The organism is Chroococcidiopsis cubana SAG 39.79 (genome assembly GCF_003991895.1).
Classification (GTDB): domain Bacteria; phylum Cyanobacteriota; class Cyanobacteriia; order Cyanobacteriales; family Chroococcidiopsidaceae; genus Chroococcidiopsis; species Chroococcidiopsis thermalis.
The window spans coordinates 90,769-104,195 of record NZ_RSCK01000009.1 but is presented as its reverse complement, the minus strand read 5'-3'; the positions used below and the strand labels follow the sequence as shown (position 1 = coordinate 104,195).

The window sequence follows — 13,427 nt, the reverse complement described above, 5'->3', positions numbered from 1 at the left end:
ACTAGTCACTGGTCACTGATTCAAGACCCTAGCTTAAACGCTTCTAGAAACAAACTATAAGTTAAACCAATTTTGAGCGCGTTTAGTGCTTCAAGCCACAACCCGCGCCTTGCTTGCCAGATACGGTTGTAGTAGATGCGATCGATAATTTCGCTGCCAGCAACCAAAACCCCAGCGCCGATGATATCCCAATCAGCCGCTTGTCCGGCTATGGTGGAGAAAGCAGAACCGAGGAAAAAGCCAAATAGCAAGCTGACTATTAAAACAGATAAGCGCCGCCAAGGATTGAAAAACCAGCGCTGTGTTGCTGCCGCAATTGCCCCTAAAAGCCCGTTAATTCGAGTATTTTGCATTTGTTGAAATTGGTGCTAACTATGACACAACAAAATTTGAGCTAATATTTCCTTCGCCGTATTACATACCAGCTTTAAGCCTGTTTCAATAGTAATAGGGAGCGATCGCAACAGTTACCAGTTTTACAGTAACCAGTTAATAAAAATAGCATCCCGCTCAGTCACCAAACCGCACGTTAATTTCAAGAATTATCTTTATCTGTAGACAATATGAACGCCAAATCTCCCGGATCTTATCCTGCGGTAATTATTGCTTCTGTATTGGGTGTATTGGGATTGGTAGGAATATTACTGCTGTGGTTTCAAGTCTCGATTACTGTCGAACCAATGGGATCGGATACAGCAGTCTTGCCAGGGAAATCAGCGATAAATTCCCCAGATAAATCTGACGTAACTAACAGTACTGCCATTGTTTCACCCGCCTCTACCCCATCAGAGCGATCGCCAGAACCAACAACTATAGCTCAGTCTACTCCACAAGCACCAACCGCAGCACCGGTTCCTGGGGCTTTGCGCGTTAGCAACCAAAGCGAGCAACCTTTGCGCGTCGCACTACTGACAAAACAGCCTGAAACGAGTTCTACAGCTAGCAAGGATAAATACAGCGAACCCATCCACTGGGACTTTGCACCTGGAGAAGGTAGCAGCCAAGGATTAATCTTATCCCTACCTCAAGGCAGCCTGAAACTGAAAAAAGGAGATGTGATTGTCGCTTTCGCCGAAGATGGATCGCGTCGTTATTGGGGTCCATATATCGTAGGCGAGACACCAGCACCAGTTTTAGATCGGCAAACTTCTGAGTGGCAATTAGTTTTACAGCCTTAAATCGGGAGTCGGGATAAGAGAGCGATCGGGAGCGATCGGGAGCAAAACTACCATGCACCACGCACCACGTACCACTTTTTAACCAACTACCAACTACCAATTACCCATTATCCACACCCCACACCCTATTTACTGGTCACTGGTCACTGGTCACTGGTCACTGGTCACTGGTCACTGATAACTGGTCACTGATAACTGGTCACTGGTCACTGTCACCCCACTCCCTACTACAATTAAACACGACCACTCATACGAGTCGTTTGACTGCGCGATCGCATGAAACTGAGTTTGGCTCGCAGCCTCGACCATTGGCTGCAAAACAGATCGGATCGGACAGCCTTAGCTTGGCTGTTGGCTATTATCTGGCTGTTGCTACTAGGAGGAATGGCTTTTTTCTGGCGCTTGGGTAGCAACGGGCTGCTGGATGAGACAGAACCTTTGTTTGTAGAAGCTGCCCGCCAAATGACAGTGACGGGAGATTGGATCACGCCCTATTTCAATGGCGAGACGCGATTTGATAAACCACCTCTGATATATTGGTCGATCGCGATCGCCTTTCACGCTTTAGGAGTCAACGAATGGGCGGCGCGACTTCCTTCAGCGATCGCGGGATTGTGTTTAGTTAGTTTTTGTTTTTACGTCCTGAAGCGTTATGGCATTGCAGCCAGGGCAAAAAAAGAATTTCTGCCAGTGAAAAATCGGCTCTCTAGGCCGAGTCAATTATGGCTGACGGCGGGTTTAGGGGCAACTATGCTCGCCCTTCATCCCTTGACTTTTTTCTTCGGGCGCTTGGGCTACTCAGATATGTTATTGAGCGCTTGTTTTGGCGGCGGACTGTTTGCTTTTTTTCTAGGTTACGCTCAAACAGAATTGCCAAAGGTGCGATCGCGATGGTATCTCACTTTTTACATTCTGATTGCCTTAGCGATTTTAACTAAGGGACCAGTGGGAATTGTCTTGCCAGGATTGATTATCTTCAGCTTTTTGTTTTATCTAGGCAAAGTTAGAGAAGTGTTGCGAGAAATGTCCTGGTTGCGCGGGATGGCGCTGGTGTTAGCCATTACCGTACCTTGGTATATTCTCGTCACGTTGGCAAATGGTGAAGCTTATATTGATTCTTTCTTTGGCGTTCACAATTTCGAGCGATTTACCAGCGTCGTCAACGAACACCAGGGACCTTGGTATTTTCACTTTATTGTTGTTTTATTAGGTTTTGCTCCTTGGTCGATTTATTTACCAGTGGCGATCGCCCGCATTCAGCCTTTACAGCGCCAGCACTGGCAAGAACGACCGCGATCGCACCACCTCGGCTTGTTTGCCGTATTCTGGTTTGTGGGAGTGTTGGGCTTTTTTACCGTTGCGGCAACGAAGTATTTCAGCTATACCTTGCCGTTGATGCCTGCGGCTAGCATTATTGTGGCTTTATGGTGGAGCGATCGCATTGCTCAAACGCAAAGTTTTCGCCGTCCTGGGTGGGGATTTAAACTCAGTTGCATTGCCAACCTAATTTTCTTAATTGTCCTCGCATTTGCCTGCTATTACAGCCCCAACTGGTTAGAAGACGATCCTTCTATGCCCAATATTGGCGCACGCATACAACAGGCGACTTTACCAATTATGGGGGCGGCGATTTGGTTAAGCAGCGCGATCGCGTGTTTAATTCTAGTACTTAAACGCCAGCATCATCGCCTCTGGGGAGTCAACTTAATTGGATTTGTTGCTTTTTTGATTTTTGTAGCATTCCCCTTCTCTCATTTAGTCGATCTCGAACGACAACTTCCTCTACGTCAATTAGCCCAAGCTGTTACCCAAGTTCGCCAGCCTGGGGAAGAATTAGTTATGCTGTCTAAGGGATTTCCCAAACCCAGTTTAGTATTTTATACCCAACACCCCGTTACATACGTTCTGCGATCGTCCCGCACTTCGCGCAAGATTCGGCAAATTCTGGGCGATCGACAGTCGGATACTAAGTCAGTGTTATTAATTGCCCCCAGTAAAGCTCTAGCTAAAACAGGCTTGACACCCCAGCAATCCGAACCAATTAGTCAGGCTGGAATCTATCAATTACTTCGAGTTAGGTAAGAGGCAAGAGGACAAGGGAGACAAGGGAGAGAAGAGAGCTGAGGGAGAGTCGCGAAGCTGAGGGAGCTGAGGGAGCAAAAATACTCTACACCCTATTTACCACTAGCCACTAGTCACTCTCCACTGACAACTGATAACTGATAACTGATAACTGATAAATGACAAATGACCAAAAAGTAGCAGCTTTATTAATTGGAGGACTGATATTTAGGATAATCATTGCAATTTTGCTTTATCCTGGTTTTGACGAAGCTTATTACTTTCTCTACACGTTAAATTTAGATTTAAGCTATTTCGATCATCCGCCTTTAGTGGCTCTGATGACGGGTTTTGGTTGTTGGTTAACAGGGGAAGTATCTCAATTTACCATTCGGTTAGGAGCCTTAATCTTACATACAGGCTCTCTATTTTTACTCTATTTAACTGGGACAAGATTATTTTCACCTTCAGCCGGAATATTTGCCCTGGCGATCGCCTCTCTCGTCCCCATTTTTCAAATCGGTTTTGGTGTTTTAACTTTGCCTGATAGTCCTTTAATCTTTTTTTGGACGGCTAGCCTATACTGCGCTAGCTGGGAATTTTTTCCTAACAAACAAGAAAAAGATCGACCTAAAAGATACCAGCCCAGCTATCGTTTGGCAATTCTGGGCTTACTTGTTGGTTTAGCCTGCCTAAGCAAATATCACGGGTTTATTTTAGGACTAGGATTAGTTGGCTTTTGTTTGACTCGTTCCCGCTATCGTTCTGCCTTATATTCTCCTTGGACTCTGTTTGGACTAGGATTATTTTGCTTAACAATTTCTCCCATCTTAATTTGGAATAGCCAGCATGAATGGGTTTCTTTCCGCTTTCAATCACGACGAGGAATTCCCTCGGGAGGATACAATTTCTTAGATTTATTTGTCACTTTCTTGTCTGGAATTGGCTATTTATTTCCCACATTAGGACTTCCTTTGTGGTGGGTTAGCTTAAAGAGATTTTTTAGAAATATATTGGCAAAGTTACCTCGATCGAAGTTTAAGAGAACCGGAAGCGGGGAACGGGGAATAGTAACTGGTAGCGATCGCGAAATATTCATTCTCTGGGTTTCTTTACCCCTAATTTTAGGTTTTACTTGGTTGGGAGGATACAAACAAATCTTACCAACTTGGGCTACACCTGGATTTTGGGGAGCTACTTTGTTGTTAGGGCAAGCAGCAACAGCCTGGAAAATCGCCCATCCTCGCTGGGTACGTCGCTGGCTGTGGGGAACGGGAATCACACTGAGCAGTCTCTTGCTCTTTGCATTGCTGCACGTAACTACTGGAACCTTACAAAAACCAAGTCAGTATGCTTTATTTGGCGGCTTTGTCCCTCCAGAGGACGATCCTTCGATCCAAATATTCGACATTCAGCAGTTGAGACAGGGATTTGCCACATCACCAGTTTTACTCTCTGCTTTACAAAATTCCAGCTTTGTGTTTACCAATCGTTATTATCTCGCCGGACAAATAGGGATGGCTTTGGCTCCTCTCGCGCCAACACCGATGACAACCTTCGATCGCGATTTGCGGGGATTTGCATTTTGGTCAAAGCCTGACGAATGGATTGGCAAAGATGCTTTGTACGTCACCAACAATCTTTTCGTCCAAGACCAAAAATTTCTCGATCGCTACAATCTCTACTTCCAATCGATTGAAAAGATTGGCACTGTACCCATCAAGCGTGGCGGAGCAACTATAGATACTTTTCACATCTACCAGGCAAAAAATCTCCTTAAACCCTATCCGCGTCCCTATGGAAACAAGTAGGTAGAGGAGCAGAAGGGCAGGGGGACAAGGGGGAACTCGGGGACCCCACGACCGAAGGGAGTGGGGATTAGGGGGAGATGGGGGACAAGGGGGACAAGGAAGCAGGGGAGCTGAGGAGCTGAGGAACTGAGGCAGCAGAGGAAGCAATTCTATCCACTAGCCACTAGCCACTAGCCACTGATAACTGATAACTGAAGTAAGATGCTTTTAAGGAAGATCGATTGCCATAATTTTAGATGAAATGATGCATAAATCTAGATCGAGAAGGGATGGTAGAACTCATGGCAGATAAAATGCAGTGGGCAAACGCCCTATCAACTCGCCCTTCTTTAGAGGCTGCGGTGGCGGAAGTTGTGGAAGTGGCAACTTCTGCTTTACAAGCACCAATAGATTTAGGCATAGTCTTTATTTCGTCGGCTTTTACCAGCGAATATCCCCGCCTGCTACCTTTGCTGAAAGAACGCATATCCATCCCAGTGCTAATTGGCTGTAGCGGTGGTGGAATTATTGGGATGGATGGGCAAAAACAAACCCAAGAAATAGAAGATTTACCAGCCCTGAGCTTGACGTTAGCACATCTTCCTGGCGTGCAAGTCACGCCGTTTCATATCGTCTCAGAGGAATTGCCTGACTTAGATAGCTCTCCTAATACCTGGGAGGAGCTTTTGGGCGTTCCTGCATCTCCTACACCGCAATTCATTTTACTAGCTGAACCATTTTCATCTCAAATCAACGATTTACTTGCAGGACTAGACTTTGCTTATCCTGGTTCGGTGACTGTTGGCGGACTTGCCAGCAGTAGTCAAATGGGTGGTCGAATCAATTTGTTTTTCAACGATAAAGTCTACCGTGAAGGAGCAGTCGGTGTTGCTTTAAGCGGAAATGTCGTGTTGGAAACTATTGTGGCGCAAGGTTGTCGTCCGATTGGCAAACCTTATCAGATCGGCGCTTGCGATCGCAATATCGTCTTAGAACTAGAAGCTCAACCCCCCTTGACAGTGTTGCGAGATATATTGGAAGACTTAAGCGAAGACGATCGCGAGTTGGCACAAAATTCCTTATTCATTGGTGTAGCGCGAGACGAATTCAAGCAAGATTTAGAACAGGGGGACTTTCTCATCCGTAACTTACTAGGAGTAGACCCGAAGTTTGGCGCAATTGCGATTGGCGATCGCATTCGTCCAGGACAGCGCATTCAGTTTCATCTGCGCGATGCCAATACCTCAGCTGAAGATTTAGAATATTTGTTGCAACGCTATCAAATTCAAACTCAATCTTCTCCTGCTGCGGCTGGAGCGCTGATGTTCTCCTGTCTGGGCAGAGGTGAAGGACTTTATGGTAAAGCTAATTTCGATTCGCAATTATTCCGCCAATACTTACCAGGTCTACCCTTGGGTGGCTTTTTCTGCAACGGTGAAATCGGTCCTGTCGGCAATAGTACCTTTCTGCACGGGTATACCTCTGTTTTTGCTATATGTAGGGAACAGTAACCAGTTATCACTTATCAGTTATCAGTTATCGGTAAAGAAAGGGTGTGGGGCGACAGTGACTCCTGACCAGTGACCAGTGACCAGTTAGTTATTCGATCTCCTCTGCTCCCTCTGCCCCTCTGCCCCTCTGCTTCCTTGTCCCCCTTGTCCTCCTCTGCCCCTCTGCTCCCTGCTCCCTGCTCACTGCTCCCTAAACTAGTGGTTATTCGCGTTCGTCAGCACGTTAATCCGTTAGCTAACAAGTATCAAACTCCGGTCAGTCCGCCAGAGTGGGATAAGATATTTGCTCTGCCTACCCAACCGCTACATCTAGATATAGGTTGCGGGAAGGGACGTTTTGTGTTGAGGATGGCGCAGCTAGAGTCTAGTTGGAATTTTCTCGGACTGGAAATTCGGGAACCGTTAGTAGATGAGGCGAATAAGTGGCGGGATGAATTGGGATTGACCAATTTGCATTACCTATTTTGTAATGTGAATAATTCGCTATTACCTATCCTCAGTTCTTTACCAGAAGGAGTATTGCAGCGCGTCACGATTCAGTTTCCCGATCCTTGGTTTAAAAATCGCCATGCTAAACGGCGAGTCGTACAACCGGAGTTGGTAGAAGAAATCGCCAAATATCTCATTCCTGGGGGAATCGTATTTTTACAATCAGATGTTGAAGCGATCGCAGTAGAAATGCGCGATCGCTTTCTCGCCTGTTCTGTGTTTCAAATCCAGAGTGAAAATTGGTTGTCAGAAAACCCTTTACCCGTAGCTACGGAAAGGGAACAGTCTACTCTGTCGCGGGGGGAACCCGTGTATCGGACTGTATTTCTCAGAAGTTAGTCATCCTGCTATGTTCTTGGTGGGAAGAGTAACCTGGAGGTTAGCTGTTGCGCGATCGCTGGGAATCAGCTTTTCAGTTCCATGTGAGCTGCTGTTTCTTTAGTTTGAGCTAGGAATGCTTCTAGCAGAGGTTTGCCAAACTGCATCAAAGATTGTGACACTCTTTCACCTGCTGTTTCTGGCGTGCCTGCATCAAAAGGCGGTTCGGGACTGTACTCCAGCATCAGCTGAGTCATCTTCGCCATATCTTCCCCACAGAGTAAGCCTAGCAGAGTTAAACCAAGATCGATTCCTGATGTGACACCAGTCCCCGTCACTCGATTGCGATCGATCTGCACCCGTTGAGGAACAACTTCAATCCCCAGCATTGCCAGTTGCTCTCGAAATGCCCAATGACAGGTTGCTTTATAGCCTTGCAATAAACCAGCTGCTGCTAAAATCATCGACCCCGTGCATATACTAGTCACATATTGGGCTGTCGTACCCTGCTGTTTCAGGAAATTTAGAATTTCAGGATCTCTCATTATTTCAACTTGTCCCATCCCACCACCAGGGACACAGATCGCGTCAAGGGGTGGACAATCTATCAGTGTTGTGGTTGGAATCAGGGTTAGTCCTTCATTACTGACGATTGGATCTAGCGTTTTCCAAATTAAATGTACTTGCGTATTGGGCGGAAATGCCAGAACTTGGTAAGCTCCCGTCACGTCGAGTTGAATAACGCCAGGATAAATCAAAAAGCCGAATTGTAGTAGGGTCATATTTTCACTATTGCCTGAAATTTCCGATCGTGAAACGATTGTAGGCAGAGGCTCCAATCCTGGGAAGTCCTCAAGTGGGTACACTTTTAGCACGATTATGGTTAGTTCTCTTCGTTCTAGGCGATCGCTACTGCATCAACCGAACGAGAATTGCGATGCAGGTTCATGGATGGTGTCGGCACGTACTTCGGGATACAAAGCTGGGGGATTTAGTTTCTAGATCGAGAGAACCGCACAGCCAATTGCGATATCCAAGGTGTCTCAGATACTTTTGTTAAGCGGCATAGGATTGCAGATAGAAGACCGTTCGATTAAACCCAAGACGGCAACCACATCCGCCAGCGATAACTTTCAGGAGACAGCGGTAGACCTAAATAAAGCGGCATCCAAAAGACAAAAGCCAGAAGAATCAAAAATATTGCCGTTACGCCTAACAGCCGTAGGTTTCTGTGATAACTGCGCAACCATCGATCGACGATCCAAGCCAAGGCTAGCACGGCAAACACCGAAGCACCCATGTAGTGATACAAAAACGTACAGCGCGTCACCCGCATCCACGGTAATAAATTGGCTAACCAATTCAGGGTGAAGAACAAATAAATTCCAGTATTTTGAATTCCAAAATTTTGAATTCTAGGATTTTGTGATGTGGCAGAATTAACAGTTGCAAACGCAATCGCGCTTTTAGCGACTATCCAAACAGCATACACAATTGCAACAGCGGAGAACCACCACAAGATCGGATTTCCCATTGCGTGTACGTCGTAGATGACTTTTGCGCTCGCTTCTGGTAGAGGTGGTCCCACGACTGGTACTGATTCGTCAAGAGAAATGGTAGTTTTGTAAAAATAGGCAACCGGACGCAACATCAACAACCAGGTGTACCAGCGAGAACAATATGGATGCACGTCTGCACTACTACCGATGCGCTGGTGATAAAACAAGATCTCGCGCTGCATTTCCCAAAAGTTAGGTATGGGATTGAGCATGAGGTGAGGAATCCAACTGATACTGTAAATGGCAACAGGGATGATTGCTAGGTAAAAAGCTATTTCTAGGAGAGTTGGTAATTGGTAGTTGGTAGTTGGTAGTTGGTAATTGGTAATTGGTAATTGGTAATTGGTAGTTGCTCCCTTGTCCCCCTTGTCCCCCTTGTCCCCCTTGTCCCCCTTGTCCCCCTTGTCCCCCTTGTCCCTCCCTACTCCCTGCTCCCTGCTCCCTACTCCCTGCTCCCTTGTCCGTTTGACAATCCATCCCACAATCCAGAGTAAATAGGCTCCTAATAAAAAACCTAAGCCGTTCCATTTAATTGCTGCTGATGCACCGAAACCTATTCCAGCTAGGGTAAGCCACAAGTAGCGCTTTTTTTTAGGTGCTTTCAATGCTATTAACAAAAACCAATGCCCGAGTAGCCCTAAGATGACTAAATATATATTGTTCAAGGCGTAGCGAGATTCGACGAGAAATAACCCATCGGCGGCGGCGAAGATGGCTGCAATTACAGCATAACTGCGGCGATCGCTCAACTGATAGGCAATTCCCCCCACAACTAGCGGCACAAACGAGCCTGTTAAGGCATTCAGCCAGCGATAACTCCAAGGAGAATGCAAAGAACCCGTCAGTCCGTTCACTATGTCTCGGTCGATCGGCATGTGTCCGCCCAACCACATTGCGATCGCGATAATGTATTGACTCAGTGGTGGATGGGCGTTAAAAAATTGCGTTTGCGTCAGATAGTTGTTCGCAAATTTTGCATAATACACTTCATCAAAGACTAGTGTATTGAATCGACTCAATTGCCAAAACCGCAAGCCAGCGCTGAATGCAAACACTGCAACCATAGCGATCACCAACCAGGGAGGACGCGGAAACTTTCTAGTAGAGGGCATATGATGTCACTCAACTCAAAAGAGTTAGCACATGCTAAAATCAGTCTTCTATCTTAACGACCTAACCGTGCAATGGAGCCACTCCCAAGGCGATTGTACTCACTTTTGCTAGTTTTTCACTTGATTCAGACTATTTAATGCAGCCCATCTTTTAGCTAGACATAAGCTATACAAGTACTTTTGCCAGCAGTAGCGGTTATTAGTTTAAATATATTAATCAATCATGGATTGCTTCTGGTATGGCAAATCTAGTATAAATCTACATGAACTAAAAATATTGTTAATTTCAGTCTTCAACCTGTTCGCCCTCAAACACGAAAGCACGTAACCCCAAAACTGTTAGATGCTCTGTTTCCAGAAAAAATCTCTCGCTGGAGAAGACTAGACTATCTGTTGTTGTTAAAGCTCATTTAGGCTGAGAAGCCTTCAAAATTCTGTCATGTTTCGTAGTGGCAAAGTTAGCCGTAAGGCAAAAGACATGGTAGAGAGATTGCAGCAGAGCGAAAAATAACGACTGTCGATCGAGTAGGTGACGTTCTTAACTTGACCTAATGTATTAAATTAGTATAAATTTTATAACGCCAAGTAAAATAGACGAAAAATTCAGTTTCTGAAGCAAACTAGAATGCGAAAACCAGTTTTAACCATTTTTTATCAGTTTAATCCCTGGTTTCCCAGCATAGGAGGCATTCAAACCGTCATTCGATACTTTATCAAATATGCTGCTAGCGAGTTTGATGTCAGAGTTGTAGGAACTTCAGACCGAGCTAATTTCTCTTCTAGAAAGTGGCAAGAAGCAGAGCTGGAGGGAAGGGCGATTCAGTTTTTTCCCTTGCTGACCGTGGAGAATGATGATGTAAGGGGTTTGCTGCCGACCACGGTGAAATATACCGTAGCGTTATTGCAGCATGACTTCGCTTCAGATTTCATGCACTTTCATCGAATCGAACCAACGCTAGCCTCGCTTAATTGGCAGGGAGATAAGACTCTTTTTATTCACAACGATATTCGCCAGCAAATGACTGCCAAGGATAATAAGAAGGCAATCTTATGGCGATATTTTCCGGCAGGCTATTTTGCGCTAGAAGGACTATTAATAAAGCAATTCGCCGAAATCTTATCGTGTAATACGGAATCAGTCAAGCTTTATCAACAACGTTATGCTAATCTAAGCGAACGAATTAAATACATCAAAAATCCGGTAGATAATGGAGTATTTTACCCGCTTTCTCCCGAGCAACGCGAGGAAGGAAGACGCGCCTTAGCAGCGCGGATGGGCAAATCGGCGGAGACTCGTTTTTTATTATTTGCCGGACGCTTGCACCCGCAAAAAGATCCCGTTTTGTTGGTGCGATCGCTGTTTGCCATGCAGCAGCCAAACGTACACCTCCTAATTGCAGGTGCAGGAGAACTAGCTGAGATAGTAAAAGCAGAGATTGCTCGATTAGATCTATCTCAGCAAGTGACTCTTTTAGGCGCGGTTCCACCAACCGAACTCGCAAAGCTACAACAAGTTTGTAGCGCCTTTGTATTAACGAGTGCTTACGAAGGCTTGCCGCTAGTAGCGTTAGAAGCATTAGCTTGCGGTACGCCAGTAGTCACTACAGATTGTGGAGAAACACCTAAATTACTGAGTTCAGGTAGCGGGATCGTTTGTCAAGAACGCACGCCAGAAGCGATCGCCTCTGCCATAAGTCAGATCCTTTCACGAGATAAAAATTATACAATCGAAGCTTGCGTGCGGGCTGCTGCACCATACGGGGTGCGTCAAATTGTCAGTGATGTGTATCAAAATATGTGGGTGCGCTGGGAACAGCGTCAGTTAGCATCTGGTGTGTCTACAAGTTATGTCTAGCTGGTCAACCTATGGATGAGGAAGTATGACAGGGATAAGATACGACCCGAATCAACTTGCCGCACCTGTGGCAAAAGAAGCGGTCTCCGATGCCAATCTAAAGACCGCTAGGCTCCCAAACACACGTAAATCTCAGGAGTCCACTCTTATACTAGCCAACAAAATTTGCCTCGCCCATAGTTTCTAAGGGAAAGCTCAAGATTCAACAATTGACTCATTGGAACGAGTAAGGACAAAAAAGATCGACAAATTGAATGCAACAAGCCAGCTAGTCTTCTAAGCCAATCTAGAGACGACTGGTATACCCAAACACACGTAGATTTAACAGACACACTTTGCATGAGAATAGCCGTTATTGGTGCTAAAGGATTGCCCGCCAACCAGGGTGGTATCGAACATTACTGCCAGGAAATGTATCCCCGTATGGTGGAACGCAATCATTCCGTAGACCTGTTTGCCCGCTCCTCTTATCTAGGTTCTTCCTGGCTGGAACAGTATAAATACAAAGGGGTGAGAGTTATTTCCTTGCCCTGTTTGCAGCTAAGAGGAGCAGATGCCTTTTTCACTTCCCTACTAGGGGCGATCGCGGCAAGCGGCAGTCAATACGACATCATTCATTTCCACGCTCTCGGACCCTCGGTATTTAGCTGGTTGCCAAAATTTGCCTCCACTGCCAAAGTCGTTGTCACCTGTCAGGGCTTAGATTGGCAGCGGGCAAAGTGGGGTAAAATCTCCAGCCGCATCTTACATGCAGGCGAACGAGCCGCAGCACGATTTGCAGATGGAATTGTCGTCGTCTCTGACGAACTGCGCACCTATTTCAAACAGACATACAATCGCGACACGGTTTACATCCCTAACGGACCCGCTAGATACGCTCCTACAGATGGTAGTTTTGCCTACGGTACTTCCTTAGGACTGACTCCAGGCAAATACATTACCTATGTCGGCAGACTCGTACCGGAAAAGCGTCCAGACTTGCTAATTCAAGCTTTTCAAAAGCTAAAGCCGCGTGACTGGAAACTCGTTCTCGTCGGCGGGACAAGCGATACTAATGCCTTTGCCACCGAGTTATCAGAACTCGCTAATAACAACCCTAACATTGTCTTTACAGGAGAACTCCGGGGGCAAAAACTAGCAGAAATCGTGCGTGGGGCGGGATGTTTTACTCTCCCTTCCGATTTGGAAGGACTACCCCTAGCCATGCTAGAAGCCATGCAAGAAGGCGTACCAGTCGTCGCCAGCGATATTCCCGCCCACCAGCAATTAATTGCTCAAGATCGGGGATTGCTGTTCGGGGCTGGCGACGTAACAGATTGCACCCAGACTTTAGAGCGAGCGATCGCCCATCCCGAAGCACTGGCTGCAATGGCAAATCGAGCGCAAAAATACGTTCAGCAGCACCATAACTGGGATGATATTACTACTGAAACTCTGAACGTGTACAAAACACTGAATCAGACAACAACAATCCGCCCCAGTGTTGCCAAGCAACTGGCTACTACCCCTCCCGTTCAAGCTTCAGAAAAAATAAGTCGCTAACCACGTTAACCA

At 46.1% G+C, this 13,427-nt stretch carries 11 protein-coding genes; 8 read left to right on the top strand and 3 right to left on the bottom strand.

Going from position 1 to position 13,427, the window contains the following annotated elements:
- Positions 1–20 precede the first annotated feature (20 nt).
- Positions 21–353 (bottom strand): DUF565 domain-containing protein, encoded by a 333-nt coding sequence (locus tag DSM107010_RS08445; RefSeq protein WP_015155537.1) that lies wholly within the window; start codon positions 351–353, stop codon positions 21–23.
- Between the two features lie 210 nt (positions 354–563).
- Here DSM107010_RS08445 and DSM107010_RS08440 point away from each other — a divergent pair, with 210 nt between their 5' ends.
- The 5 genes from DSM107010_RS08440 (at position 564) to trmB (ending at position 7,368) form a co-directional block, all read left to right on the top strand.
- Entirely contained in the window at positions 564–1,178 is a 615-nt protein-coding gene (locus DSM107010_RS08440) for a hypothetical protein (RefSeq protein ID WP_015155536.1), read from the top strand.
- Between the two features lie 276 nt (positions 1,179–1,454).
- Positions 1,455–3,260, top strand: a complete 1,806-nt coding sequence (locus DSM107010_RS08435; RefSeq protein ID WP_106165924.1) for an ArnT family glycosyltransferase — start codon at positions 1,455–1,457, stop codon at positions 3,258–3,260.
- A 158-nt stretch (positions 3,261–3,418) separates the two neighbouring features.
- Positions 3,419–5,050 carry an ArnT family glycosyltransferase gene (locus DSM107010_RS08430; protein WP_127022757.1) on the top strand — a complete coding sequence of 544 codons (1,632 nt, stop codon included), beginning with the start codon at positions 3,419–3,421 and terminating at the stop codon, positions 5,048–5,050.
- 281 nt (positions 5,051–5,331) lie between these two features.
- A complete protein-coding gene (locus tag DSM107010_RS08425) occupies positions 5,332–6,540 on the top strand; it encodes an FIST signal transduction protein (RefSeq protein ID WP_041463243.1) in 1,209 nt (402 codons plus the stop codon).
- 198 nt (positions 6,541–6,738) lie between these two features.
- Positions 6,739–7,368: a tRNA (guanosine(46)-N7)-methyltransferase TrmB gene (gene trmB / locus DSM107010_RS08420; protein WP_106170508.1), complete on the top strand. Its 630-nt coding sequence runs from the start codon at positions 6,739–6,741 to the stop codon at positions 7,366–7,368.
- 65 nt (positions 7,369–7,433) lie between these two features.
- Here the strand turns inward: trmB and DSM107010_RS08415 are convergent, their stop codons facing one another.
- The gene (locus DSM107010_RS08415; RefSeq protein ID WP_106170506.1) at positions 7,434–8,129 is read right to left on the bottom strand and encodes a DJ-1/PfpI family protein; all 696 of its coding nucleotides are present in this window, start codon (positions 8,127–8,129) and stop codon (positions 7,434–7,436) included.
- Positions 8,130–8,226: 97 nt separating this feature from the next.
- Between DSM107010_RS08415 and DSM107010_RS42125 the strand changes: the two genes are divergently transcribed.
- On the top strand, positions 8,227–8,349 hold the full coding sequence (locus DSM107010_RS42125; RefSeq protein WP_258184070.1) for a hypothetical protein: 123 nt from the start codon (positions 8,227–8,229) through the stop codon (positions 8,347–8,349).
- A 91-nt stretch (positions 8,350–8,440) separates the two neighbouring features.
- Here DSM107010_RS42125 and DSM107010_RS08410 read toward each other — a convergent pair whose 3' ends face one another.
- Positions 8,441–10,018, bottom strand: coding sequence for a dolichyl-phosphate-mannose--protein mannosyltransferase (locus DSM107010_RS08410; RefSeq protein WP_127022754.1), 1,578 nt, complete (start codon positions 10,016–10,018; stop codon positions 8,441–8,443).
- A 625-nt stretch (positions 10,019–10,643) separates the two neighbouring features.
- On the opposite strand from DSM107010_RS08410, the gene DSM107010_RS08405 reads away from it, so the two are divergent.
- Together DSM107010_RS08405 and DSM107010_RS08400 are read left to right on the top strand one after the other, a co-directional pair.
- Positions 10,644–11,873, top strand: coding sequence for a glycosyltransferase family 4 protein (locus tag DSM107010_RS08405; RefSeq protein ID WP_106217432.1), 1,230 nt, complete (start codon positions 10,644–10,646; stop codon positions 11,871–11,873).
- A gap of 339 nt (positions 11,874–12,212) precedes the next feature.
- The gene (locus DSM107010_RS08400) at positions 12,213–13,415 is read left to right on the top strand and encodes a glycosyltransferase family 4 protein (protein ID WP_015155528.1); all 1,203 of its coding nucleotides are present in this window, start codon (positions 12,213–12,215) and stop codon (positions 13,413–13,415) included.
- The last annotated feature ends 12 nt before the right edge of the window (positions 13,416–13,427 follow it).